We start from the raw sequence: 24,710 nt of genomic DNA, 5'->3' as shown, positions 1-24,710 counted from the left end.
GTCGGCGGTGTCAGGATCCGGCAGAGGCATCGCTCAAGGAGCCGTCGAGGCCGAGGAGTTGGCCGACCAGGACGCCGAACCGCAGGTCGAGCCCGTCGGCGAGGCGGTCGCGTATCTCCGTCAACCCCCGGATGCGGGCGTCGAGTTCGGCCAGTCGCCGGATGGCCACCTGCGGGACGACGCACGTCTCCGCGTAGGGACCCGTGTGGACCCGTGGCACGTCCGGGCGGTCGGGCAGCGCGTCGAGGATGTCGATGAGGAGACGCACGTCGCCGATGGTGAGGCCGGAGTCCAACAGCTCGCGGACGGCGTGGAGTCGGCGTACGTCCTCCTCACCGTACTCCCGCTGTCCCGACGCCGTACGCCGTGCCGTGACCAGGCCGCGCTGCTCGTAGTAGCGCAGGGTGCGGGTGGTGACGCCCAGGGCTGCCGCCGCGTCGCCGATGCGCATCCGTCCTCCAGGAGTTGGGCGGCCGACGACTACAACTCCACGACCACCGTGCCGATGTGGTGTCCTTCGAGCAGTTCGATCAGGTCGCGGGGTGCCTGGTCGATTCCGGACAAGCGGGTGTGCGGGACGGTGACCGCGCCCTCGCGGAGCCAACGGCCGAACGTCTCCGGGTATTCCGCCAGCGCGTCCCGGTGGCGCGCGCCGCTGATGCCGCGGAGCTGGATGCCCCGCACGATGAGCGCGTAGGTGTCGATCTCGACGGGTGCCGTGCTCTCGCCGGACACCTGTGCGGAGAGCGCTCCGATCAGTCCCACCCGGGCACCTGGACGGGCCAGGGCCAGCGCGGCCCGCAACTGCTCGCCGCCGACGTTGTCCACGACCGCGTCGATGCCGTCCGGTGCCGCCTTGCGCAGTTGTTCCTCGATGGGTTCGGCGCCGCGCAGCACGACCGCGTCGTAGCCCAGTGTCTCGATCAGGTAGTCGGCCTTGTGCTGGGAGCTGGTGCTGCCGATGACGCGGCCGGCTCCGCGCTGCCGGGCGAACTGCCCGGCCAGGGTGCCGAGTCCGCCCGCCGCGCCGGAGACGAACACCGTGTCCCCGTCGCGTACTTCGGCCCCCGGACGACGCCGATCCAGGCCGACGCCCCCTGCGAGAGGTACGCCACCGGGTCCGGCAGGACCGTCAGGTCGACGGGTTGCAGCGCGTCCGACTCCAGCACGGCGTACTCGCGGAACCCCGCCCGGTGCGACACCAGATCACCGGGGCGCAGGTTCCCTTCCCCGGGGGCCGTGACCACCTCGCCGACGGCCGGAGCCGACAACGGACCGCCGACCTCGAACGACGGCATCGGCAGCCCGGCCTGTTCCCCCATCAGGGTGCGCAGTGACGCCGCGACGCTCATCAGGCGGTTGCGGACCAGTACTTGTCCGGGTCCGGGTTGCGGGACGGGGACCTCCGCCACGGTGAAGTGGGGGGTTTCCAGGGCGCCTTGGGGACGGGAGGCGAGACGGACCTCGCGATGCGTGGCGGGGATGTTCGACGGTGACATCTGCGGGCTCCTGACGGATTGCCGGAGCGCCGCACGGCTTGTGCGGCGCCCGTCGACCGTAAAAGTTGACGCGCGCGTCAAGGGCAAGCCGGAGCGGAGCGTCCGGTCGATGCCGCTCGCCTGCCTGTACCTGCCATTGACGTATGACGAAGTCGCTCCGTACGATCGCGACCGGCATCGAGTGTCAGCGTCAAGCCCTGGCTTGCTGACCGGCAACCCTCCGACGCGGTGGGGTGCTCCAGGTGAAAGCCCGGCGGGATCAGTGACGATCTCCGCAAGCGTGGGGCCCTTGGCCGGGGTCGGAGACGGGGAGGACGGTCGTGCGGCACAGCAGTGACCCGAGTGTCTCCATCGCCTCCCTGACCGCCGCGACCGTCTTCTCCCGGCTCTCCCGCCGCCGCCACATCGACCTGCAGCGCTTCACCAGCTGTCTGTGTCGCGCCTGACCGCCTTGACCACGTCCGTCTGACGTCTGTCGCGGCCCGTAGGCATCTCCCGCAGCCTCCAGCGGTCCTGTCCGTGTTCACGGACAGCATCCGCGGCCGCCGCGCCACCTTCCCGTTCGACTCCCCCAACCGCACTGCCCGTCCTCGGCGTTGAGCCGACCGGAGCGGCACGCCCGCGCGCGCAGCCGTGATCCGCGGGGCACCCCCATGCGTAGTGACACGAGTAGGAGCACCCTCCGTGAGAGCACATCCGGACATCCGCCCCACCCGATGGGCGGCCCTGACCGCCCTCCTGACCACGAGCGTCCTGCTCACCGCCTGCGGGTCCGGCGGCAGCGGCGGCTCGGACGGCGGCAGCGGCCCGGCCAGGTCCGGTGGCACCCTGACCTTCGCGGTGGGTTCCGACGCCGGCTGCGTGGATCCGCAGCAGGTGGCCAGCAACGACACCATCTACTCGGTACGTCAGGTCGTGGACTCCCTCACCGACCAGGACCCCGCTACCGGCAAGATCGTGCCCTGGCTGGCGAAGAGCTGGGACATCAGCGCCGACGCGACGACGTTCACCTTCCACCTCAGGTCGGGTGTCACCTTCAGCGACGGATCGAAGCTGACCGCTCAGGTGGTCAAGGACAACTTCGACGCGGTGCCGAAGCTCGGCGCGCTCGGGACCCTCGCCGAGGGCTATCTGAGCGGCGTCAAGAACACCACCGTGGTCGACCCGCTCACCGTCAAGGTGACCTTCCAGCAGCCCAACGCCCAGTTCCTGCAAGCCACTTCGACGCACTCGCTGGGCATCGAGTCCTCGGCGAGCGTGAGGAGGACCCCGCAGCAGAAGTGCAGTCAGGGAGTGGTCGGCTCCGGGCCCTTCGTGCTCAAGCAGTACGTGCAGAACCAGTCGATCACGCTCGCCAAGCGCACCGGGTATGCCTGGGGTTCCTCGCTGTGGCACAAGAGCGGCGAGGCCTACCTGGACAAGGTGGTCTTCAAGGTCGTGCCCGAGGCAGGGGTGCGGGCCGGCAGTCTCCAGTCCGGGCAGGTGGACGCGATCAGCAGCGTCGGCAAGGCCAACGAGCCTGCCCTCAAGGGCGGTCAGGTCACCCTCCAGCGACGGGCCAACCCCGGCGTGGTGTTCGGCCTGGCCTTCAACAACTCGCGGCCGGCCCTCAAGGACGCGCGGGTGCGCCAGGCCATCGGGTTCGCCATCGACCGCAAGCAGATCGCCGACACCGTGTTCCCGACCGGGACCCAGCCCGCGACCAGCGTCCTGGCGCACACCACACCCGACTACGCGAACCTCTCCGCGGACCTGACGACCGACGCGGCCAAGGCGAAGTCCCTGCTGGACGCGGCCGGTTGGAAGACCGGCGGCGACGGCATCCGCACGAAGGGCGGGAAGAAGCTGAGCCTGACGGTCGACTGGATCCCCAACTCGGCCACCAACCAGCCCGCGTTGGAGCTGATCCAGCAGCAACTCAAGGCCGTCGGAGTCAGCCTGACGCTCAAGCAGCTCCAGGTCACCCAGCTCGCCCCGACGCTTCAGTCGGGTGACTACGACGCCGCGTGGGGCAACGTGACCCGGGCCGACCCGGACATCCTGCGCAGCTCCTTCTCCACCGAGCTGGCCAACTTCTACCGCGTCCCGGTGGGCCCGCTGGACACCCCGCTGACCCAGCAGGCGGCGACCACGGACACCACGAAGCGCGGCCAACTGGTCGAGCAGGCACAGCAGTTGCTCGTGCGGAACGCCTACTACGCTCCGGTGGTCGAGCTCCAGACCCAGATCGGCGTGGCGAAGAAGGTCCACAACCTGAACTTCGACGCCTCCAGCCGGATCCAGCTCCACGACACCTGGATCGGCTGACCCGTGCGCCGCTACGCGATCAAACGGCTCGCCCAGGCCGTCGGGGTGCTGTGGGCGGCCTACACGGTGTCCTTCCTGATCCTCGACTTCCTGCCCGGCGATCCGGTCACGGCGATGGCCGGTGCCGGAATGGACTCCGGGCAGGTCGATCCGGCCCAACTCGCCGCACTGCGCCACGAGTACGGCTTCGACAAGCCGATCCTGGTGCAGTACGCGGACTATCTCGGCAAGGCGGTCCGCGGGGACTTCGGCGACGCGGTCTCCACCGGCCGGCCGGTGACCTCGACGCTGGCCGACGCGCTGCCCCAGACACTCCAGCTGACCGGTGCCGCGCTGCTGCTCGCGGTGGTCCTCGGCGGCGGTCTGGCGGTGCTGGCGACCTACACCTCACTGCGCTGGCTGCGCCAACTGCTGCTGTCGTTGCCGCCGTTGGGAGTCTCGGTACCGACGTTCTGGATCGGTCTGCTGCTCGTCGAGATGTTCTCCTTCCGGCTGCACTGGTTTCCCGCGTTCGGCAACGACGGGCTGCGGGGGCTGGTGCTGCCGGCCGTGACCCTGGCGATTCCGACCGGCGCGCAGGTCGCGCAGGTACTGGCCAAGAGTCTGCTCACGGCACTGGACCAGGCCTATGTGGAGACCGCCCGCGCCAAGGGCGCCGGCCGATGGCGGGTGCATCTGCGGCACACGCTGCGCAACGCGTCGCTGCCCGCGCTCACGGTCGTAGGGCTGCTGGTGGGGCAGTTGATCGCCGGTTCGGTGGTCGTCGAGACGGTGTTCTCGCGTGACGGCCTCGGCCGGGTGACGGCCGCCGCGGTCACCGCCCAGGACATCCCGCTGGTCCAGGGGGTGGTGGTGTTCGGAGCGCTGATCTTCGTGGTGACGAACCTGGTCGTCGACCTCGTGTATCCGCTGCTGGACCCGCGGATCGTCGTGGCATCGGGCCGGAAGGCGGGACTCGCATGAGCCAGGAACTGATCGCCGGCCCCACCGGCGCCGCGCTCGGCCTCCCGGCCCGGCCGGTCGAACCGGAAGGCGGCCCCGGACCGGGGCGCCGCGTCGACCTGCGGCGCGTCCGCAGGTTCCTGGTGCGCCGCCCGGGCCTGCTGCTGTCCGTCCTGATCGTCGTCCTCGTGGTGCTGGCCTCCTTCTGGCCGGACCTGTTCACCGCGAAGGATCCGCTGCGGGGCGTGCCGTCGGAGAACTTCCGCGGCCCCAGCGGCGCGCACTGGTTCGGCACCGACGAACTGGGACGCGACGTGTTCTCCCGGGTGGTCCACGGCGCCCAACTCTCCCTGAAAGCAACGCTGCTCGCGGTCGCGGTCGCCTTCGTGCTGGGCAGTCTGATCGGTCTGGTCGCCGGTTTCGTCGGCCGCTGGGTCGACGACGTGCTGATGCGCTTCGTCGACGTGCTGCTGTCGATCCCGGCACTGTTCCTGTCCCTCGCCCTGGTCACCGCGCTGGGATACGGCACGGTGAAGGTGGCGGTCGCGGTCGGGATCGCCAGCGTGGCGAGCTTCGCGCGGGTGACCCGCGCGGAGGTGCTGCGGGTGCGGCAGGCGGTCTTCGTCGAGGCCTCGCGCTCGTGCGGGTCCCGCTGGTACTCGGTGCTGGGCCGGCACGTCCTGCCCAACGCGGCGGGCCCGGTGATCGTCCTGGCCACCCTCGACCTCGGCTCCTCGATCCTCGCCGTCTCGGCCCTGAGCTTCCTCGGCTACGGCGCCCCGCCGCCGGCACCGGAGTGGGGCACGCTGATCTCGGACGGCCGCAACTACCTCGCCAACGCCTGGTGGTTGACCGCACTGCCCGGTCTGGCGATCGCCGCGACCGTGCTGGCCACCAACCGCATCGCACGCGCCCTGGACGGCGAATGGTCCCGGCAGCGATGACCGACCCTGTCACGAACAACCCTGGAACGGGTGAGGACTTGACGACAACACCGAGCACCGAACCGAACGGGCAGGGACCGCTCGAGATACGCGGCCTGTCGGTGTCGTACCGCACCCGCGGTACCACCGTGCGGGCGGTGCGGGACGTCGACCTCGACGTGCGGCCGGGTGAAGTGACCGCGGTGGTGGGCGAGTCGGGGTCCGGCAAGAGCACCACCGCGCACGCGATCACCCGCCTCCTGGCGCCGAACGCCACCATCGACAGCGGCACGATCCGCTTCGGCCGGCACGACCTCACGGAACTGTCGGAGGCGGAGCTGCGCACGGTGCGCGGCGCGCAGATCGGCCTGGTCCCCCAGGACCCGTCCGTGTCGCTCAACCCGGTCAAGCGCGTCGGCGAACAGGTCGCCGAGGTCCTGCGCATCCACGGGCTCGCGACCCGCCGCTCCGCGCCGTCGGAGTCAATCGGCATCCTGGACCGGGCGGGGCTGCCCGACGCGGCCACCCGGGCCCGGCAGTACCCGCACGAACTGTCCGGCGGAATGCGGCAGCGCGCGCTGATCGCCATCGCCATCGCGGCGAACCCGAAGCTGATCATCGCGGACGAACCGACCAGCGCGCTCGACGTCACCGTGCAACGCGTCATCCTCGACCATCTCCAGGGCCTCACCGAGGAGTTGGGCACGGCGATCCTGCTGGTGACCCACGACCTCGGAGTCGCCGCCGACCGGTCCCAGCGCCTGGTGGTGATGTCACAGGGGCGGGTCGTGGAGGCCGGTCCGACGCGAGAAGTCCTGGCCGACCCCCAACACGAGTACACACAGCGGCTGTTGGCGAGCGCGCCGAGCCTGGCCACCGCCCGCGCGAGTTTCCCCGCCACCGCACCCGCTGCCACCGGGGGGACTCCACTGGTCGAAGTCCGCAACGCCGTCAAGGAGTTCCGACTCCCCCGCGCGGACGGCCAGTCCCGCACCCTGCGCGCGGTGGACGACGTCAGCTTCACCCTGCACCGCGGCCGAACCCTGGCGCTGGTCGGCGAGTCCGGTTCGGGGAAGTCCACCACGGCCCGGCTGGTGCTCCGCCTGACCGACGCGACCGATGGACACATCCTCTTCGACGGCGCCGACGTCACCACCGCCCGGGGCGCTCGGGCCCGTCAACTCCGCCGCCGGGCCCAGCTCGTCTACCAGAACCCGTACGCGTCCCTCGACCCCCGCTTCTCCATCGGCGAGGTGATCACCGAGCCGCTGCGCGCGTTCAAGGTCGGCGACCGCGCCTCCCGCCTCGAACGAGCCCGCGACCTGCTCGACCGGGTCGCGCTGCCCGCCTCGACGCTGGAGCGCCGTCCGGCGGAGCTGTCGGGCGGACAGCGCCAGCGCGTGGCGATCGCCCGCGCCCTCGCCCTCTCGCCGGACCTGGTGGTCTGCGACGAGCCGGTGTCCGCGCTCGACGTCTCCGTCCAGGCCCAAGTCCTCGGCCTTCTCGCCGAGTTGCAGGCCGACACGGGAGTGGCGTACCTGTTCATCTCGCACGACCTGGCCGTCGTACGGCAGATCGCACACGAGGTGGCGGTCATGCGGGCGGGCCGCATCGTGGAAGTCGGCGCGCCCGAGGACCTCTTCACACACCCCGGGCACGAGTACACCCGCGAGCTGCTCGCGGCGATCCCCGGCCGCCGGGACGACCACGACCTGAGGACGCGGACCGCATGACCATCACCTCCCTCGCCTTCCTCACCCCGGGCGACTTCGCCGACGACGACCCCTGCACCGGCCTGGAGGAGACACTCCAACTCTTCGAGTACGGCGAGCGGTTGGGCTACGACGGCGCCTGGATCCGGCAACGCCACCTCGAACACGGCGTCGGTTCGGCCGCGGTGTTCCTGGCGGCTGGTCGCGGAACGGTTCACCAATCCGACGGTGCCGGGCGGCCGGCGGTACGAGGACCACCTCGCCGCGGCCGACGCCTCTCCGTTCGCCCATGCCGAGACCGTGGACCATCTCACCCGCAGACGTGACGCGATCATGAAGCGCGCGAGCGACCCCAAGGTCCTGCACACGCAGACCTCGACGGAGTACTGGCAGCGCCGGGGCTGCCTGACGCACACCACAACTGACGGGCAGGACCTGGGATTTCCGCCGAACGTGCGCGGCTACCTGTGGTCGTCCGGCCAGCATGTGGCCGATCCGACGGCGGGGGCGCCCACGAAGGGGGATCTGCGACCACCTGCGGAACGTGGTCGCCACGTCAGCGCTGTCCCGTGCCGTCCTGGACGCGCTGGACGCCTGGGTGAGCGAGGGCGTGGAACCGCCGCCGAGCGCGGTGCCCACCGTCGCCGACGGCACGCTGGTGACGATGGAGGAGTGGTCGCGGCAGTTCCCGGCGGTGCCGTCGGCGCTACGGCCGTACAGCCCCGACGAGTTGTACGCCGTGGACCGTTCGACCGTCCCGCCGGTCGCCGACCGCTCGCGCCGGTACACGGTGCTGCTCCCGGCCGTCGACGCCGACGGCAACGAGACGGCGGGCGTGCGGGCTCCGATGGTGTCCGTTCCGCTCGGCACCTACACGGGCTCGAACACCCGTGCCCCCGGCCAAGGGCACGGCGCTCTGCACGAGTTCAGCGGTTCCACGTTCCCGTTCGCCGCCACGAAGGACGAGCGCCTGATCACCGGCGATCCGCGCCCGAGCGTGGCGGAACGCCATGGCGACGCGGCCGGCTACGTCGCCCGGATCAGAGCCGCCGCCGAGCAACTCGCGGCGCGTCGGCTGCTGTTGGACGAGGACGTCGAACGCGCGGTGCGCGCGGCCGCAAGCTGGTCGGCTCCCCGTCACGACGTCGAGTCGCCCTGACGCTCCGGGGCGGGCCCGGCATGGCCCCCGCCGCTCGGCGTGACACGACGTACGCGCGTTCCGGCCCGGCGCCGAGCGTCAGTCGGCGGCGTACGCCCGCAGGAAGGTGTCGACCGCGGACTGGGCCAGGGCGCGCATCTCGGCCGTGGTCACCTTGCGGGTGCCCAGCCGGGAGCGTGTCTCCAGCGGGCCGGTGACCAGGGCGAGCAGTTGCTCGGCGGCGACAGCCGGATCGCAGGGGCGCAGACGCCCCGACACGGTGAGGCGGGCGAGCCGGTCGGCCATGGCCTCGGCGATCCGCACCGACGTGCATCCCTGCACCACCTCGATGAGATCGGGGAAGCGCGCCACCTGCGCGTAGGTAAGCCAGCGCAGGGAGCGGGAGCGTCGGTCGCAACAGGAACGGACGAGCTGGTAGGCGACGTCGTTCAGCGTCGCGCGCAGATCGTCCCCGGGGCCGCGCATGCGGTCGAGTACGGCGATGTTGGTGTCCATCACGGCCTGTGCGGTCGCCGTGAGGGTCGCCCGGAACAGGCTCTCCTTGTCCGTGAAATGGCTGTAGACCGTCGGCTTGGCGACACCCGCCCGCTCGGCGATCTCCTGCACGAGGGCCTGTACGTAGCCGCGCTCGGCGAAGACCTCGAAGGCCGCGTCGAGGATCGCCTGGCGCTTGTCCACGCGCCCGCGCGGGGACGTGCGTGATGCCGTTGCCGCTGCTGATGCCATGGGCCCAGGGTAGTCCGCGGCGCCGGGAATCGAACCCGTGGATCCATTTTTCCGAACTCGACCCGTACCGAACCCAAGGGATTGAAAAATTGAACCTGCTGGTTCAGTATTGAACCCACTGGTTCAGTTTGAGCAACTCACTCGGGAGACACGGATGACCGCCCCCTCGGAAGACAGTCTCGATCCGGCGTTACGGCGGATGATCGGCGTGATCCTCATCGGCGGGATCATGGGCATCCTCGACGGTTCGATGACCGCCGTCGCCGTGGACACCCTGTCCTCCCGCTTCGACGCCTCGTTGAGCACCACCGGCTGGGTGTCCACCGGCTATCTGCTGGCTCTGACCGTCACCATTCCCGTCACCGCCTGGGCGGTGGAGCGGGTCGGCGGCCGACGGCTGTGGCTGTCCGGCCTGGTGCTGTTCATGGCCGGGTCCATCGCCTCGGGGCTCGCCTGGAACATCGGCAGCCTCATCCTCTTCCGCGTCGTCCAGGGCTTCGGCGCCGGAATCCTCGACCCGCTGATGCTCACCCTCCTGGCCCGCGCGGCCGGGCCCGCCCGGATCGGACGGGTGATGGGGGTCATGGGCATCGTCGGCTCGACCGGCCCGGTCCTCGGACCGATCGTCGGCGGCGCCATCCTCCAGGGACTCGACTGGCGCTGGATGTTCTTCGTCAACGTCCCCATCGTCGTCGTCGCCTTCGTCCTTGCCCGGCGCACCCTGCCGACCGACCGGCCGGAAGCACTGACCGCGGCCGGCCGCCTGGACCTCGTGGGCTTCGCCCTGATCGGTCCGGGCGCGGCGGTCGGCGTGCTCGCCCTGTCCGAGGTCGCCCAGCGGGGCTCGTTCGGCGCCTGGCAGGTGCTGCTGCCGCTGGCCGTCGCCGCCGTCCTGCTCGCCGGGTACGCCGTTCACGCGCTGCGCGGCCGCGGGGCTCCGCCCCTGATCGACCTCCGGCTGTTCACCCGGCGCAGTTTCAGCGCCAGCGTCATCGCGGCCGGCGTGCTCGGGCTCGCCACGTTCGCGAGTATTTTCGTGATCCCGCTGTACTACCAACAGGTGCGCGGTTACGGCGTGTTCGAGTCCGGACTGCGGCTGGCGCCGTTCGGGGTGGGCTCCGCTCTGGTGATGCCGCTGGCCGGACGTCTCTCCGACCGGTGGGGCTCGCGCAACCTCGCCCTGACCGGCGCCGCGATCGCGCTGCTGAGTTCGCTCGCGTTCAGCCGGTTCGACGCCCAGACCGGTCAACTCTGGCCGCTGCTCGCCGCGTTCACTCTCGGTATCGGGACAGGATCGGCCGGGGCGCCGGTGATCGGATCGGTGTACCGGACACTGCCCGGACACCTCGTACCGCAGGGCAGCTCGGTGCTGTACATGCTCAACCAGCTGGGCGCGTCGATCGGCATCGCCGTCGTGGCACTGCTGATGCAGAACGCCGGTGGCGATCCCCGCTCCGGCTTCCAGCACGCCTACCTGGCCGTCGTGGCGGCCCTGGCCGTCATGATCGTCGCCTGCCTCTTCGTCCCGGGCCGCGTGGCCGTGGCCCCGCAGGAGCAGCCGGGCGAACCGACGTCGGACCATGCGGGTGCCCGGGTCGGCCACCCGGAGAACGTCGAGCAGGCGTGAACGACCGCAGGCCGTGGAAGAGGTGATGGCTCTGTCCGAGCAGTGGATCGAGATCCTGCTGGCGCCCGAACGCGACCGTCTGACCGTCGCGGAGGTCTGTCGCCGCCACGGGATCTCCCGCAAGACGTTCTATGTCCGCCTCGCCCGCTACCGCGCCGAGGGACCGGCCGGCCTGGCGCCCCGCTCACGCCGGCCGAAGAACTCCCCGGCCCGTACCGCGCAGGACATCGAGTCACTCGTCGTGCGCATCCGCGACGAGTACCCCCGATGGGGCGCCCGCCGTATCCACAACGAGCTCGTGCGGCGCGGGGCGGCCGGCGTACCGGCCGTGTCGACCGTGCACGCGATCCTGATCCGGCACGGGCTGCTGCCCGGGAACGCGGGCGGCTGAGCGAAGCGGCGGGGCGGGGTGTCCTGGGACGCCCCGCCCCGCCGTCGTGGGTCCCGCTACCAGGTCACCGGCAGCCGCGTCACGCCGAACACCAACGCGTCGTCCCGGTACTCGACGCTGTCGAAGTCGACGGCGAGCCGCAGCCCGGGAAGGCGGCGCAGCAGCGCCGGCAGCGCGATCTGCAGCTCCAGGCGCGCGAGTTGCTGACCGATGCACTGGTGGGCGCCGTAGCCGAAGGCCAGATGGGCGACGGGCGGTCGGGCGACGTCGAGGCGGCCCGGTTCGCCGGGGACCAGTTCGGTGCCGTGGTGGGCGGCGAGCGTGGACAGGAGCACCCGCTCCCCCGACTTCACCGTGTACCCGCCGAGGTCCAGGTCCGCGTCGGCCTGACGGACCAGGGGCGGAGCCACCGTCAGCAGCCGCAGCAACTCCTCGACGGCCCCCGCGGTGAGGGACTCCTCGTCCCGTACCAGGGCGAGTTGGTCCGGATCACGCAGCAGGGCGAGCGTGCTCAGCCCGATCATGCTGGTCACCGTCTCGTGACCGGCGACCAGGATGCTGTTGCCCATGCCGATCAGTTCGTCGTCGCTCAGCTCGCTCCCGTGTCCGCGGATCAGGTCGCCGAGGATGTCGTCCCCCGGCCTGTCCCGTTGGCGCCGGATCAGTCCGGCCATGTACGCGGCCATCGCCGCGAAGTTCTCCAGCTGGGCCTCCAGCGAGTTCGCGGCGTCCGTACCGACGGCGCTGCGCCGCTGGATGCCGTCGCGGTCCTCGGCGGGGATGCCCAGCAGTTCGCAGATGACGAGCAGCGGTACGGGACCGGCGAACGTCTCGATCAGATCCGCGCCGGGTCCCGCCTGTTCCAGGGCGTCCAGCCGGTCCTCGACGACCCGCCGGATCGCCGGGGCCAGCGAGCGGACCCGTTTGACCGTGAACGCGCCGGACAGCATGCGCCGGTAGTGGGTGTGTTCCGGGCCGTCGTAGTTGAGAAGGATCCCCGGCTGATTCATCACGGTGCGCGGGCCGGTGCGGTCGAAGGCGAAGCCTGCCTGGAGGCGCGGGTCGGCGAGCGCCGCGCGCACGTCGTCGTAGCGGGTCACCAACACGGCGTCGAACTGCCCGAGTTGTGGGTTGGACGTCGATACCCGGGGCAGCCCGGGGTCGTCGCGGAGTCGCTCGAGGCCGGCGTCCGGGCGGAAGGGACAGCGTGCTGGGCGCCGGTTGTGGGGCATGGGTACGGCGGCGTTCATGGGTCTCCTCTCAGGGGGCGGACGGCAGGGCGGCGGCCGAGAGCCGGGCTCGCGCGGTACGTGTGCTGCCCGCGCTGTTCCAGCCGACGACTCCCACCAGCCGCCCGTCGATCTCGGCGTGGGCGACGAACCTGCGCTGCGGCACGGTGCCTTCGACGATCTGTACGGCGGCGCCTTCGGGGACCGTGCCGTGGACCTGGACACGCACCCGGTACTGGTCGGACCAGACGTAGGGCGTGGGCCGGTAGGGCCCTCGGGTGGCGCCGAGGATGTCCGCGGCGACGTACAGGCCCTGTTCGGTGGCGTTGGTGCGGTTCTCCAGGCGGGTCCCACGTACCGTGCCGACGTCGAAGCGGGCCACGTCGCCGGCCGCGTACACGTCGTCGGCCGCCCGGCACCGGTGGTCGCAGACCACCCCGTCGTCGAGGGTGAGGCCGCTGCCGGCCAGCCAGTCCGTGGCGGGCCGGCCGCCGATGGCGACGACCACCACGTCGGCGGGGAGTACGGTCCCGCGCCCGGTCCGCACGCCGACGACTCGCCCCGCCTCGCCCACGAGCCCGGCGACCGGGGTGGAGGTGAGCACGCGGACGCCGTGCTCGGTGTGCAACCCGGCGATGTGGGAGCCCAGTTCGGGACCGAGCAGTCGCTCCATGGGCCGGGCCGCCGGTTCCACCAGGGTGACGTCGCGGCCGAGGCGACGCGCGGTCGCGGCGATCTCGCAGCCGAGGACGCCCGCGCCGACGACCACGACCGCGCGGGCGCCCAGCAGTTCCGCCCGCAGCCGCCTGCTGTCGTCGAGGGTGCGCAGGGTGTGCACCCCGGCGAGGTTCCCCTGGCCGGGCAGGCGACGGGCCCGCAGCCCGGTGGCCAGCACCAGGGCGCCGTATTCGAGCGTGCTCCCGTCCCGCAGCCGCAACCGGTGCTCCGCCGGCTCGGCACGGACCGCGGGCCGGCCGAGAAGCAGGTCCACGCCCAGGGCGTCGAGTTCGGCGCGGTCGCGCAGCCGGGCCCGTTCCGGCGGCCAGCTGCCGTCGAGTACCTGCTTGGACAACGGAGGCCGGTCGTAAGGGAGTTCGTTCTCGGCGTCGACCAGGGTGATCGAACCGGTGAAGTCGCGCCGGCGCAGGCCTTCCGCCACGGTGAGACCGGCCGCCGACGCGCCGACGATCACGACACCGGTGGTCACGACACCGCTCGTGCCACGCGGATGACCGCGGCCGGGCACAGGAGTGCCGCCTCGCTCACCCCGGCGTGGGACGCGACGGGCGGACGGGGGTCGAGGAGGACGACCACGCCGTCCTCCTCGCGCTGGTCGAAGACGTCGGGTGCGGACACGACACAGTGCCCGGCGGACACGCACCGGTCCTGGTCGACCGTGATCCGCAGGGTGACCCGTTCCCGCGGAGCGCTCATCGCAGCTCCTCGATGACCTTGGCGAACGCCTCCATCTCCGGCTCCAGCACGCTGAAGTAGGACAGCCCGTACCGGCGTCGGCGCTCCACGAGCTGGTCGGCGCACTCCTTGGGCGAGCCGATGAGCAGCGAGGGCAGTTCGGCCAGCGCGTCGGCGTCCAGGTCGAGTTCGTTCTGCCACACGTCGGTGACGGCACCGCCCGCGGCTGACGGCAGCACCCGATGGACGGGGATGTTGAGTTCAACGTCCTTGGCCCGGTCGCCGAGCAGCGCGTGCACCTCCGCGATGCGCCGGGTGATCTCCTCGGGGCCGCCCAGGCGCAGCCCGTCGCCGTCCCGTACGGGTGCGGTGCCGGTGAAGCCGACGATGTCCGCGTGTTCGGCGGCCAGGCGCAGCACGCGTGGGCCCCGGCCCGCGATCAGGATCGGCGGCCCGCCGGGTTGCGCGGCCGGTGGGGAGGCCTGGGGGAGCCGAGGGCTTCGCGCAGTTCCCGGACCGTGCGCTCCAGGTGGTCCACGCGCTCCTTGGCCGGGATCCAGGGCAGGCCCGCCCGGTCGAACTGCGCCTTGTCGTATCCCGCGCCGAGGCCGATCTCGACCCGGCCGCCCGCGTGGTGGTCCACGGTGGCGAGATCCCGGGCGAGGACCGTCGGCTGGTAGAAGGAGGTGTTGAGGACGAGGGTGCCGAGGCGTATCCGTTCGGTGGCCTCGGCCACCAGGGCCAGGGTCGGCACCGGTGCGGGCATGCCGAGGTGGTCGGAGACGGACAGGACGTCGTAGCCGAGACTCTCCGCGTGGCGGGCCTTGGCCACCCATTCCGCGCGGGTGGCGGGCGAGAAGACGACGAGGCCGAACCGTAGCGGCCTGGTGTGCGGGCTGGTCACGGGTGAACCCTTCTGTGGAAGCGGCGGGGGCGGCACGGTTCAGCGCTGGTAGGGGCGCGCGGCCCTGGCGGTGCGCAGGGCCTCCCCCCACCACACGAGCCGGTTGAGCAGGGTCTTGGCGGCCACCTCGCTCTCCTCCGCGTCGCGGGGGACGCCCCCTTCGAACCTGTTCCAGACCTGGTGGAAGATCAGTTGCTCGCGCAGCGGCACCGCGTGCAGTTCGGTGAAGACGTGGCGCAGGTGGGAGACCGCCCACAGGCCGCCGCTCATGCCTCCGTACGAGACGAACCCGACGGGTTTGGCCGCCCACTCGTCGAAGATCCAGTCGATCGCGTTCTTCAGCGCGGCGGGGAGGGTGTTGTTGTACTCGGGTGTGACGACGACGAACGCGTCGGCGCGGTCGAGCCGCCGGGCGAGCCCGTCGCGCAGTTCCGCGGTCGCCGCGTCCGGGGGGTCGCCCGGGGTGGCCTTCTCCAGGGGCAGTGGGTAGTCGACGAGGTCGACCACGTCGAGGACGAGGTCGTCGCGCTGTGCGGCCTGGCCGACGAACCAGCGGGCGACGGTGGGTCCGAACCGGCCCTCGCGGACACTGCCGATGATGACGGCGACGTTCAACGCCTCCGCGGTGGTGGACGGTTGCTGGGTCATGACGGGACGACTCCCTTCGGGGAACGGTTGCGCAGGCCGGTGAGCGAGAGGACCGCTCCGGCCGCTCCGGCGCAGGCGATGGCCAGCAGTGCGGGCCGGTAGCCGGTGGCGTGGGTGACCAGGAAGCCCACCAGCGGGAGGAGCAGGACTCCGCCCAGCTGGACACCGGTCTGGTACACGGGCACCGCGGATCCTCGTGCGCCGACGGGTATGCCGCGGGTGGCCTGGAGGTTCAGGGCGGCGAAGGACAGCACGAACGCGGCGCCGACCAGCAGCAGTGCGGGCAGCAGACCCCGTGCGTAGGAGTGCGGCTCGGGTCGCAGTACGAGCAGCAGCTGTCCCGCCAGCGCCGCGACCGCTCCGGCGGCGATGGGCCCCGCGGTGCCGAAGCGGCCGGTCAGCCGTCCGGCGAAGGGGACGGAGACCGCGAGCGGGACACAGGCCGGCAGCAGGGCGAGGGCCAGTTGCCAGGGCCGCCATCCGAACCGGTCCGCGGCCTGGAAGGTGACCAGGAGCAGCAGGGCCGCGTAGGTGCCGTTGAGGGTGGCCGCGCCCAGGGTGGAGCGGATCAGCGTGCCGTGCCGCAGGAGTCCGGACGTGATCCGGGGCCGTTCGCGCCGCCCGGTGCGCGGCAGGTCGCGCAGGCCCCAGGCGAACAGGGCGAGGGCGACGGGTGCGGGGAAGAGGAAGGTCCAGTGCCAGCTGACGGAGGTCAGCAGTCCGGAGAGCAGCAGACCGAGGGTGAATCCGGCCGCGCCGAACAGCGAGTACACCGACACCGCCCGGCGCAGCGGCGGTCCGTCGGGGAAGGTGGCGGTGATCAGGGCCAGTCCTGCGGGAGCGGTCAGTGCGGCGCAACCGCCCTTGACGACGCGGGCGGCGACGAGGATCCACGGAGTGTCGCTGAGCCCGCCCACCACGGAGGCCGCGGCGAAGACGAGGAGCGCGGCGAGATAGCAACGGCGCAGTCCCCAGCGGGCGGTGAGCCGCGGCCCGAGCAGCAGGACGGCCGCGAAGCCGAGTGCGAAGCCGGTCATCAGCCACTGCGCGGCCCACACCGACAGGCCGAGGTCGGCCGCGATCGACGGCAGTGCGACCAGGACCACCGACACCTCGATCGCGTCGAGCACCATGTTGGCGGAGAGGATCGACAGCAGCCGCCAGGTGCCGTCCTCGACGGGGGTGGAGAGCCGTGGCTCAGCCACGGCCGAGCGCCCCTGCCGTGACGGGTTCGGCGGCGGCCCGTTCGGCGAGGAGGGCGGGCAGCCGCTCACTGACCAGTTCGATGTTGCGGACGACGAGGTCGTCCGGCATGCCCGCGATGCTCGCCCAGAAGATCAGATGCCGCACGGGCAGTCCCCGGATCCGTTCGTGGATACGGTTGGCGGCCTCCTCGGGAGTGAGGATCTCCAAGAGGGACCAGGAGCCGTCCTCGGCCGCCGGCTGCGGGAAGTCGCCGGCGCTCAGCAGGGGAGGCCGGGGCAGGTCGGTGCCTTCGAGCGATCCCTGCTGGTAGGTGTTCATCTGGTGGGCCAGGTGCGGGGCGACGCGCGGCCAGGCCGCCTCGGGGTCGTCGGCGAGGATGACGGGCAGCAGGTCCGAGACGCGGGCGGTGTCCGGGGCGTGGCCGCCCTCGACAAGTCCTTCGCGGTAGGGCTCGTACATCCGGTGGTTGATGTGGAGCAGTCCGATGCCGAGGCGGCCGGCGAGGCGGGCGCCTCGGGGGCCGTAGAAGCCGCCCCACAGGGGCAGTGGTGTCTGGATCGGGCCGGGGGTGATGCCGCCCTCCTCCCAGAGTCGGCGCACTTCGCGGATGTTGGCCTCGACCTGGCTGAAGCGACGGCCGAAGTCGGCGTCGAACAGGCGGTACTCCGGCATCCGGTAGCCGGCGCCGAAGCCGACCTCCAGCCGGCCGCCGCTGATGAGGTCGACCAGGGCCGCGTCCTCGGCGAGCTGCGCGGGCTTGTGGAGGTTGGGCAGGACGACGGCGGTGCCGATCCGCACGCGCCGGGTGCGCGCCGCGGCGGCGGCCGCGAAGGTGAGCGGCTGGGGCAGGTAGCCGTCCTCGAACAGGTGGTGCTCGGTGAACCACACGCCACCCGCGCCCCGCCGGTCGGCCTCCTCGCAGTACTCCAGCGAGCGGGCGTAGTGGTCGGCCCACGGCCGGTGCCACGCCTGGGGGTTGCGCAGGTCGAAGAGCAGTCCGACGTCCATCGTCAGGTCTCCGTTCGGTGGGACGGGCGCGGGGCGGGGGTGCGCGGTCGGTACCGCGGCGTGCTCAGCACCCGGGCCACGAGGGCGCGCAGGTCACCGGGTTCGCCGCGGTCGTCGAGCGGGTCGTCGTGGCGGTCGCGGGGGTACGGCGTGGGCGTCATCTGCGGGAGTCCTTCCGTCGGCGGGATCAGCCGAGCAGGGTGCCGCCGCTGGCGTCGATGAACGCGCCCGTGATCCAGCGGGCCTCCGAAGTGGCCAGGAACGTCACCACGTCCGCCACGTCGACGGCCTCGCCGACCCGTTTGAACGCGGACAGCTGTGCCATCTGTTCGACGGCCTCCGGTATGTCGAAGAGCGGGCCGCCGTTGTCGGTGATGCCGGGCGCGACGCTGTTGACGGTGATGCCCCGGGGCGCGAGGTGCCGGGCCAGGTGCAGGGAGAGCTGCTCGACGGCGCCCTTGGTCATCGCGTAGGCGACCTGGTCGGGATTGGCGACCCGGGTGAGGCCCGAGGAGATGTTGATGATCCGGCCGCCCTCGCGCAGCAGCGGCAGTGCGCGCTGGACGACGAAGAACGGGGCCTTGGCGTTGACCGCGTAGAGCCGGTCCAGCTCCTCGGGTGTGACGTCCTCCGGGGGGACTCCGGCCGGGGTGGTGACGCCGGCGTTGTTGACCACGATGTCCAGCGCGGCCTCGCCGGTGCGTTCCTTCAGGCCCTGTTCGACGCCGAGGAACAGTTCGTGCACATCGCCGGGGACGCCGAGTTCGGCACGGACGGGGAAGGCGCGGCCTCCGTCGCGTTCGATCGACTCGACCGTCTCGCGGGCCGCGTCCTCGCCGGTGGCGTAGTGGACGGCGACCAGCGCGCCCTCCTCGGCGAGGCGCCGGGCGATGGCCCGGCCGATGCCCCGGCTGGAACCGGTCACCAGCGCGGTCCTGTTCGTGAGCCTGCCCATGGTGGAACTCCTGTCCTTCGGTGCGTCGGTGGGGGTCGAGGGTGCGGCGAGGCCGCTGACGCGGCGGGCGAGGTGACGTCGTACGGGTGCCAACTCAAGGAGTTGCGCGAAGAGTTGACGCAAGGGCTCCACCTCGGGGCCGCCGAGCAGCAGATACGCCTGGGCCTGGATGTCGGTGAGGGTGCGGGCGCCGGCCGGCCGTCGGACGCGGTCGTAGTCGTCGAGGCCGGACGAGGTCAGCCGGACGGCGAGGTCGGTCGCGTCCTGGAGGCCGAGGTTGAGCGCCTGTCCGCCGACCGGCAGCTGCGCGTGGGCGGCGTCGCCGGCGAGCAGGACCCGGCCCCGGCGGTAACCGGTGGCCTGGCGCCGGGTGTCGTCGAAGGTGTTGAGCCACAGCGGCTCGCCGTGCCCGATGTCCTCGCCGGTCACCTCGGCCCAGGCGGCCACCACCTCGTCGAAGCGGGGCGGTCCGTCACGGGGCCCGGGCGTGGTGGCGAAGACGTGCACCATGACCCGGGTGCTGCCGTCCGGCCAGCGGTGTGCGGTGGCGAGCCCGCGGGGGTGCCGCTCGAAGCGCCGGTCGGGGATGTCGAGCCCGGCGACGTCCGCGCGCAGCAGCTCCCGGCGGGCGTCGCTGCCCGCGAAGTCGAAGCCGGCGAGGCGGCGGACCGTGCTGTCGACGCCGTCGCAGCCGACGACGTACGCGCAGTGGAGCCGTTCCCGGCGGCCGTCGGCGGCCTGTGCCTCGACCTCCACCTCCGTGCCCCGCTCGCGCAAGGCGACCAGGCGCCGTCCGCGTCGCACCTCCGCGCCCAGGTCCAGGGCGCGGTCCTGAAGCACCGCTTCGAGGCGGGTCTGGGGGCACTTCCACTGTCCGGCGTGGCGGTGGGCGGGATCGGCGGCGGCCAGGTCGAGCCGCAGCCCTCCGAAGTGTCCCGGTCCGCCGTCCGGCAGCGGGCCCAGCCGGTCGAGTACACCACGCTCCTCCAGCAGGTCCATGGTGCGGGTGTGGAGGGTGGAGGCCCTGGTCTCGGTCATGGGCTCGGCGCGCTGCTCCAGCACCACCGTCGGCACGCCTCGGGCGCGCAGGTCACCGGCCAGGAGCAGACCGACGGGGCCCGCTCCGACCACGACCACGGTCGCGGTCAACGCCGTTCTTCCGCATACCGTTTGGCGTGCTCCAGTGTGGCCCGGCTGTTGGCGCCGAGCGCGTCCCGGACGAAGCGCCGGGCCTCGGGGATCCCCGCGTCGGTGCCCAGCACCTTGGTGATGTTGTCGGCGTTGAGGACGACCGTGTGCTGCGAGGTCGCGGTGACGGTCCCGTCCTCGGCGGTGCGGAACTCCCACCGGCCGGTGTGCAGGGTCATCAGGGCCGGCAGGGTGGTCTGCTTGTACACGATCCGCTGGTGCGGGAAGCACACCCGCACCGACTCGGTGGTGTGGGTCGAACCGTCCACGGCCCGGGTGTCCATGCGCAGCACCTGGAGTCCCGGGGTGTCCTCGGTGAGCGTGACCGTGCTGACGTGCGGCAGCCGTTCGGTCCAGCGGTCGGCCTCGTTGACGAAGTCGTAGAGATCCTTCGCCGAGCCCTCGACGACGACCGAGTCCTCGAAGGACAGCGTCAACTCGGCGGTCCGGGTGGCCTCTTCGAGGCCGGACTTCAGGCCGGGCAGTTCCTCGCGGCTGTTCTGGTCGACGGCCTGGTCGATCCAGGCGAGTCCCTCGGGGTCGTCGTCGACGGCCCGGTAGGAGTGCAGCAGCCGCAGATGGGTCTCCCCTTCGCCGCGGGGCTCGACGACCCAGGTGCCGCTCATCCGGGCGACCGGGGGTGCGGAGACCTCCTGGGTGAATGTGATGCGCAGTCCCTGAGGGTCGAGTTCGCGGCGTGAGGTCCAGTTCTTGGCCTCGCCGTTGGCGGTGGCCCAGATCCGGATGCGCTCCTCGTCGCCCTCGCGTTCGAGATACTCGACGTAGACGGAGGGCGGGAAGAGCCGTGGCCAGTTCTCCACCTCGGCGAGCAGTCGGTAGACCTCGGACGCCGGGGCACGCACGGTGACAGCGTGCTCGACCTCGCGGACGGTCATGGTGAACTCTCCTTCGTCACAGGGGGGTTGGGGGTCAGAAGTTGCCGAGTCCGCCGCACACGTTGAGGGCCTGTGCGGTGATGGACGCCGCGGTGTCGGAGGCGAGGTAGCCGACCAGACCGGCGACCTCCTCGGGCGTGGAGTAGCGGCCGAGCGGGATCTTCGCCTGGAACCGCTCCAGGATCTGGTCCTCGGAGGTGTCGTAGGCGGCCGCGTACCCGGCCCGTACGCGCTGTGCCATCGGCGTCTCGACGTAGCCGGGGCAGACCGCGTTGACGGTGATGCCGGTCGGCGCGAGTTCGTTGCCCAGGGCCTTGGTGAAGCCGACCACTCCGTGCTTGGAGGCGGAGTAGGGGGCACCTAGGACGACGCCCTGTTTGCCGGCGGTGGAGGCGATGTTGATGATCCGGCCGCGTGCCTTGTTCCGCATGCCGCCGGTGGTGAGGACCTCCCGGGTGACCAGGAAGACGCTGGTGAGGTTGGTCGCGATGACGTCGTCCCACAGGTCGTCCGCGAGATCCGCGGTGACGCCTCCGCCGGACCGCCCGGCGTTGTTGACCAGGACGTCGATCGGCCCGAACCGGGCGCCGGCCGCCCGGACCACGGCGGCCACCTGCTCCTTGAAACGGACGTCGCCGGTGGTGCCGTCCACGTCGAGGCCGTCGTTCTGCAGCGACTTGACGGTGTCGGCCACCGCTGTCGCGTCCCGGGCGCACAGGAAGACCCGGTGGCCCTGCTCGGCCAGGAGGCGCGCCGAGGCGAGGCCGATACCGCTGGTGGCGCCGGTGACCAGGGCGACCCTGGGGTGCTGCTCGGTCATGGGTTCTCGTTCCTTCCGGGTGCGGTCAGGCGGCGCGGCCGGCCGACAGATGCGCGTTGACGAGGTCGATGAGCGCGCGGGGGGTGTCGGCGCCGGCGAAGGCCTCTTCGTCGAGGCTGATGCCGTAGAGCCGCTCGATCCGTCCCGCGGTCTCCAGCAGGGCGAGCGACTCGTAGCCGAGGTCCTGGAAGTCGAGATCGGTGATGTCGCCGTCCAGATCGACGTTCTCGTCGGTGCCCGCGGCATCGAGCAGGATCCTCTTCAGGTCGTGCAGGGTGAATGTGGTGGCAGGCATGTCACGCCTTTCGTGCGGCGGTCGGGGTGGGTGCGGTGCGCACGACCAGCGCGGAGTTGAATCCGCCGTGTCCGCGGGCGAGCACGAGGGCGGCACGCACCGGAGCCGGTCGTGGGGCGCCGGTGACGAGGTCGATGTCGTAGCGCGGTGACGGTGTGGAGCCGGTGGTCGGGGGGATCACGCCGTCGCGGAGCGACAGCAGCGCGGCGGCGAGGTCGAGGGGGGCGGCGCCGGAGTAGAGGCGGCCTGTGGTGGTCTTCGGCGCGGTCACGGGCACACCGTGGACGCCGAACACCTTGGTGATCGCCTCGGCCTCGGCGCGGTCCAGGTCGGGGACCGCCGCCGCGTCGGCGAAGACGACGTCGATGTCCCCCGGGTCCGTGCCGGCGTCGGCGAGGGCCAGTTCGATCGCGTGTTGCAGGGTGGGCGCGCGGTCGCTGCCGGGCCGGGGGTCCACGGTGGAGGCGTGTCCGGCGATCTCGCCGTACACCCGTGGGGCGTCGCGCTCGACGGCGTGCTCCTCGGCTTCCAGGACGAGCAGCGCACCGCCCTCGCCGGAGACATGCCCGGCCGCGCGCTCGTCGAAGGGCAGGTAGGCGCGGTCGGGGTCCTCGGAGGTGCTGAGCCGGCCGCTGGTCAACTGAGCGACCCAGCCCCAGGGGCACAGAGAGGCGTCGACCGCGCCGGAGATCACCACCGAGGTGCCCTTGCGGATCTGGCGGCGGGCCTGGGCAAGCGCGTCCAGGCCGCCTGCCTGGTCGCTGACGACCACACTGCTGGGGCCGCGCAGTCCGCCGCGGATGGAGATCTGGCCGCTGTTGACGGCGTAGAACCAGGCGAACGACTGGTAGGCGCTGACGTATTGGCCGCCCTTGCTCCACAAGGCCCTGAGTTCGTTCTGGCCGAACTCGAAGCCACCGGAGTGGCCGGCCGTGATCACACCGACGTCGTACTCGGGCAGTTGTGCGGGTACCACGCCGGCGTCCGCGAACGCCCAGTCGGCGGCGACCAGTGCGAGCCGGGTCATCCGGTCGGTCTGCGGCAGCAGCCGGCCCGGCAGATGCGCGGCCGCGTCGAAGCCGCTGATCTCGCCGGCCAGCCGGGCAGGGTAGGGCGAGGGGTCGAAACGCGTGATCCGGCGGATCGCGTTCCGCCCGGCGAGGGTCGCGGCCCAGTACTCCTCCACGCCGAGTCCGGTCGGCGCGATCACGCCGAGGCCGGTGACGAGCGTGCGCCGGCTCATCGCGGGGTCCGGTCGGGGTCGGCCAGCACGATCGCGCTCTGGAATCCGCCGAAGCCGCTGCCCACCGACAGCACGGCGTCCGTGAGCTGGTCACGGGCCGTCAGCGGAACGTAGTCGAGGTCGCATTCGGGGTCGGGTGTGTGCAGGTTCGCGGTGGGCGGTACGACGTCGTGGCGCATGGCGAGCACGGAGGCGGCGACCTCGATGGAGCCGATGGCGCCGAGGGAGTGGCCGATCATCGACTTGATGGAGCTGACCGGCGTCCGGCGGGCGTGTTCGCCGAGGCTGCGCTTGAAGGCGGCGGTCTCGTGCCGGTCGTTCTGCTTGGTGCCGGAGCCGTGCGCGTTGACGTAGTCGATGTCCTCGGGGTTCATCCGGGCCTCGTCCAGCGCGACCCGGATCGCCTCGGCCATCTCCTTCCCGTCGGGGCGCAGGCCGGTCATGTGGAAGGCGTTGGAGCGGGTGGCGAACCCGGCGACCTCGGCGTAGATCCGGGCGCCGCGGGCCCGGGCCCGCTCCAGGCTCTCCAGGACGAAGACGGCCGAGCCCTCGCCGAGCACGAAGCCGTTGCGGGAGGCGTCGAAGGGGCGTGAGGCGTGCTCGGGGTCGTCGTTGCGGGAGGTGGTGGCCTTGATCGCGTCGAAGCAGGCGACCGTGATCGGCGAGATGGGGGCGTCGGTGGCGCCCGCCACCATGACGTCGGCCGTGCCTTCACGGACCAGGTCGGCCGCGTAGCCGATCGCGTCCAGGCCGGAGGTGCAGCCGGTCGAGACGACCGTGGCCGGGCCCTCGGCGCCGACCGTCCACGCGACCTCCGTCGCGAAGGAGCTCGGCACCATGTAGTTGTACAGGTGGGGTACGGCGTAGGTGTGGTCGACGAGTTCCAGGCGACCGCCGTCCGAGACGGTGCGGTACTCCTGGTCCAGGCCCATGGTGGCGCCGACCGCACTGCCGATGGTGACGCCGGTGCGGCGCGGGTCGATGGCCTCGAAGGCGAGCCCGCTGTCGGCGACCGCCTCGCGGGCGGTGACGACGGCGAACTGGGCGGCGCGGTCCATGCGCCGCACCTCCTGCGGTGTGAGGCCGGACAGTTCGGGGTCGAAGTCGACCTCCGCGGCCACCTGGGAGCGGAACGGCGCGGGGTCGAAGAAGGAGATACGACGGGTCGCGGTACGGCCGTCCGTGAGCAGGTTCCAGAACGCCTTGACGCCCTGTCCGCCCGGCGCGGTCACGCCGACGCCGGTGATGACGACGCGCCGGGGCGTGCCGGTCATCAGGCCCTCCACTGGTAGAAGCGGCGGGCCATGGCGTCCGCGGGCGAGCGCCAGGTCAGCGGGTCGTAGGCCTCGATGTACGGCTTGAGGTCCTCGCTGATCGACACGAAGCGGGGGTCCGTCTTGGCCTCCTCGATCCGGCCGGAGCCGTCGTCGGTGTCGAAGTCCTGGAGGTGGAAGTAGAGGCCGCGGTACTCGAACAGCTGCCGGCGCCGGGTGCCCATGCGGTCGGGCATGTCGGTGCGGTCGAAGGCGTCGAAGAGTCCGGCGACGCGGGTGGCCGACGCGGGCTCCATCCTGGCCACGATCAGTGTGCTGTGCATCGTTCTCCTTGTGCGTCTTGGT

General features: G+C 71.8%; 27 protein-coding genes, 1 pseudogene and 1 riboswitch. Of the genes and pseudogenes, 9 read left to right on the top strand and 19 right to left on the bottom strand.

Going from position 1 to position 24,710, the window contains the following annotated elements:
- Positions 1-10: 10 nt before the first annotated feature.
- Both R2B38_RS43270 and R2B38_RS43265 read right to left on the bottom strand, forming a co-directional pair.
- Positions 11-451 (bottom strand): MerR family transcriptional regulator, encoded by a 441-nt coding sequence (locus tag R2B38_RS43270; RefSeq protein ID WP_318021286.1) that lies wholly within the window; start codon positions 449-451, stop codon positions 11-13.
- 29 nt (positions 452-480) lie between these two features.
- Positions 481-1,499 (bottom strand): annotated as a pseudogene (locus R2B38_RS43265) (MDR family NADP-dependent oxidoreductase).
- Between the two features lie 173 nt (positions 1,500-1,672).
- A riboswitch (SAM riboswitch) is annotated at positions 1,673-1,786 on the top strand.
- Between the two features lie 33 nt (positions 1,787-1,819).
- Between R2B38_RS43265 and R2B38_RS43260 the strand changes: the two are divergent.
- The 7 genes from R2B38_RS43260 (at position 1,820) to R2B38_RS43230 (ending at position 8,542) form a co-directional block, all read left to right on the top strand.
- A complete protein-coding gene (locus tag R2B38_RS43260; RefSeq protein WP_318021285.1) occupies positions 1,820-1,945 on the top strand; it encodes a putative leader peptide in 126 nt (41 codons plus the stop codon).
- A gap of 238 nt (positions 1,946-2,183) precedes the next feature.
- Entirely contained in the window at positions 2,184-3,806 is a 1,623-nt protein-coding gene (locus tag R2B38_RS43255; RefSeq protein WP_318021284.1) for an ABC transporter substrate-binding protein, read from the top strand.
- 3 nt (positions 3,807-3,809) lie between these two features.
- On the top strand, positions 3,810-4,769 hold the full coding sequence (locus R2B38_RS43250) for an ABC transporter permease (protein WP_318021283.1): 960 nt from the start codon (positions 3,810-3,812) through the stop codon (positions 4,767-4,769).
- Positions 4,766-5,692, top strand: coding sequence for an ABC transporter permease (locus tag R2B38_RS43245; protein ID WP_318021282.1), 927 nt, complete (start codon positions 4,766-4,768; stop codon positions 5,690-5,692). The genes R2B38_RS43250 and R2B38_RS43245 overlap by 4 nt, the downstream gene beginning before the upstream one ends.
- The gene (locus tag R2B38_RS43240) at positions 5,674-7,404 is read left to right on the top strand and encodes an ABC transporter ATP-binding protein (RefSeq protein WP_318021281.1); all 1,731 of its coding nucleotides are present in this window, start codon (positions 5,674-5,676) and stop codon (positions 7,402-7,404) included. The genes R2B38_RS43245 and R2B38_RS43240 overlap by 19 nt, the downstream gene beginning before the upstream one ends.
- Complete coding sequence (locus R2B38_RS43235) at positions 7,401-7,709, top strand: LLM class flavin-dependent oxidoreductase (protein WP_318021280.1); 309 nt, start codon at positions 7,401-7,403, stop codon at positions 7,707-7,709. The genes R2B38_RS43240 and R2B38_RS43235 overlap by 4 nt, the downstream gene beginning before the upstream one ends.
- Before the next feature lie 158 nt (positions 7,710-7,867).
- A complete protein-coding gene (locus R2B38_RS43230) occupies positions 7,868-8,542 on the top strand; it encodes an alpha/beta hydrolase domain-containing protein (protein ID WP_411978544.1) in 675 nt (224 codons plus the stop codon).
- 78 nt (positions 8,543-8,620) lie between these two features.
- On the opposite strand, the gene R2B38_RS43225 is transcribed toward R2B38_RS43230, so the two are convergent.
- Positions 8,621-9,268 carry a TetR/AcrR family transcriptional regulator gene (locus R2B38_RS43225; protein ID WP_318021278.1) on the bottom strand — a complete coding sequence of 216 codons (648 nt, stop codon included), beginning with the start codon at positions 9,266-9,268 and terminating at the stop codon, positions 8,621-8,623.
- 154 nt (positions 9,269-9,422) lie between these two features.
- Here R2B38_RS43225 and R2B38_RS43220 point away from each other — a divergent pair, with 154 nt between their 5' ends.
- Both R2B38_RS43220 and R2B38_RS43215 read left to right on the top strand, forming a co-directional pair.
- Positions 9,423-10,895 carry a DHA2 family efflux MFS transporter permease subunit gene (locus R2B38_RS43220; RefSeq protein ID WP_318021277.1) on the top strand — a complete coding sequence of 491 codons (1,473 nt, stop codon included), beginning with the start codon at positions 9,423-9,425 and terminating at the stop codon, positions 10,893-10,895.
- Between the two features lie 25 nt (positions 10,896-10,920).
- Positions 10,921-11,286, top strand: coding sequence for a helix-turn-helix domain-containing protein (locus R2B38_RS43215; RefSeq protein ID WP_318021276.1), 366 nt, complete (start codon positions 10,921-10,923; stop codon positions 11,284-11,286).
- Positions 11,287-11,342: 56 nt separating this feature from the next.
- On the opposite strand, the gene R2B38_RS43210 is transcribed toward R2B38_RS43215, so the two are convergent.
- From R2B38_RS43210 to R2B38_RS43135, 16 genes are read right to left on the bottom strand one after another with little or no spacing between them, the layout of a single operon-like run.
- Positions 11,343-12,536 carry a cytochrome P450 gene (locus tag R2B38_RS43210; RefSeq protein WP_318021275.1) on the bottom strand — a complete coding sequence of 398 codons (1,194 nt, stop codon included), beginning with the start codon at positions 12,534-12,536 and terminating at the stop codon, positions 11,343-11,345.
- 10 nt (positions 12,537-12,546) lie between these two features.
- Positions 12,547-13,722: an NAD(P)/FAD-dependent oxidoreductase gene (locus tag R2B38_RS43205; protein WP_318021274.1), complete on the bottom strand. Its 1,176-nt coding sequence runs from the start codon at positions 13,720-13,722 to the stop codon at positions 12,547-12,549.
- Positions 13,719-13,922 (bottom strand): ferredoxin, encoded by a 204-nt coding sequence (locus R2B38_RS43200; RefSeq protein ID WP_318021936.1) that lies wholly within the window; start codon positions 13,920-13,922, stop codon positions 13,719-13,721. The genes R2B38_RS43205 and R2B38_RS43200 overlap by 4 nt, the downstream gene beginning before the upstream one ends.
- Before the next feature lie 23 nt (positions 13,923-13,945).
- Positions 13,946-14,347, bottom strand: coding sequence for a hypothetical protein (locus R2B38_RS43195; RefSeq protein ID WP_318021273.1), 402 nt, complete (start codon positions 14,345-14,347; stop codon positions 13,946-13,948).
- A 20-nt stretch (positions 14,348-14,367) separates the two neighbouring features.
- Positions 14,368-14,832, bottom strand: a complete 465-nt coding sequence (locus tag R2B38_RS43190; protein WP_318021272.1) for an LLM class flavin-dependent oxidoreductase — start codon at positions 14,830-14,832, stop codon at positions 14,368-14,370.
- Positions 14,833-14,871: 39 nt separating this feature from the next.
- Complete coding sequence (locus R2B38_RS43185) at positions 14,872-15,480, bottom strand: NAD(P)H-dependent oxidoreductase (protein ID WP_318021271.1); 609 nt, start codon at positions 15,478-15,480, stop codon at positions 14,872-14,874.
- On the bottom strand, positions 15,477-16,685 hold the full coding sequence (locus R2B38_RS43180) for an MFS transporter (protein WP_318021270.1): 1,209 nt from the start codon (positions 16,683-16,685) through the stop codon (positions 15,477-15,479). Before R2B38_RS43180 ends, R2B38_RS43185 begins: the two co-directional genes overlap by 4 nt.
- A complete protein-coding gene (locus tag R2B38_RS43175; RefSeq protein ID WP_318021269.1) occupies positions 16,678-17,694 on the bottom strand; it encodes an LLM class flavin-dependent oxidoreductase in 1,017 nt (338 codons plus the stop codon). Before R2B38_RS43175 ends, R2B38_RS43180 begins: the two co-directional genes overlap by 8 nt.
- Positions 17,695-17,696: 2 nt before the next feature.
- Complete coding sequence (locus tag R2B38_RS43170) at positions 17,697-17,855, bottom strand: hypothetical protein (RefSeq protein ID WP_318021268.1); 159 nt, start codon at positions 17,853-17,855, stop codon at positions 17,697-17,699.
- 26 nt (positions 17,856-17,881) lie between these two features.
- Entirely contained in the window at positions 17,882-19,798 is a 1,917-nt protein-coding gene (locus R2B38_RS43165) for an SDR family oxidoreductase (RefSeq protein WP_318021267.1), read from the bottom strand.
- Positions 19,795-20,733, bottom strand: coding sequence for an aromatase/cyclase (locus R2B38_RS43160; protein WP_318021266.1), 939 nt, complete (start codon positions 20,731-20,733; stop codon positions 19,795-19,797). The genes R2B38_RS43165 and R2B38_RS43160 overlap by 4 nt, the downstream gene beginning before the upstream one ends.
- A 34-nt stretch (positions 20,734-20,767) precedes the next feature.
- Positions 20,768-21,553: a 3-oxoacyl-ACP reductase FabG gene (gene fabG / locus R2B38_RS43155; RefSeq protein WP_318021264.1), complete on the bottom strand. Its 786-nt coding sequence runs from the start codon at positions 21,551-21,553 to the stop codon at positions 20,768-20,770.
- Positions 21,554-21,578: 25 nt separating this feature from the next.
- Positions 21,579-21,848 carry an acyl carrier protein gene (locus tag R2B38_RS43150; protein ID WP_318021263.1) on the bottom strand — a complete coding sequence of 90 codons (270 nt, stop codon included), beginning with the start codon at positions 21,846-21,848 and terminating at the stop codon, positions 21,579-21,581.
- A gap of 1 nt (position 21,849) precedes the next feature.
- Positions 21,850-23,091, bottom strand: coding sequence for a ketosynthase chain-length factor (locus R2B38_RS43145; protein ID WP_318021262.1), 1,242 nt, complete (start codon positions 23,089-23,091; stop codon positions 21,850-21,852).
- Entirely contained in the window at positions 23,088-24,365 is a 1,278-nt protein-coding gene (locus R2B38_RS43140; protein WP_318021261.1) for a beta-ketoacyl-[acyl-carrier-protein] synthase family protein, read from the bottom strand. Before R2B38_RS43140 ends, R2B38_RS43145 begins: the two co-directional genes overlap by 4 nt.
- Positions 24,365-24,688, bottom strand: coding sequence for a TcmI family type II polyketide cyclase (locus R2B38_RS43135; RefSeq protein WP_318021260.1), 324 nt, complete (start codon positions 24,686-24,688; stop codon positions 24,365-24,367). Before R2B38_RS43135 ends, R2B38_RS43140 begins: the two co-directional genes overlap by 1 nt.
- Positions 24,689-24,710 lie beyond the last annotated feature (22 nt).

It is taken from the genome of Streptomyces sp. N50 (genome assembly GCF_033335955.1).
Classification (GTDB): Bacteria; Actinomycetota; Actinomycetes; order Streptomycetales; family Streptomycetaceae; genus Streptomyces.
Note: the sequence above shows the minus strand (reverse complement) of the source record. Positions and strands in the feature narration are given on the sequence as shown.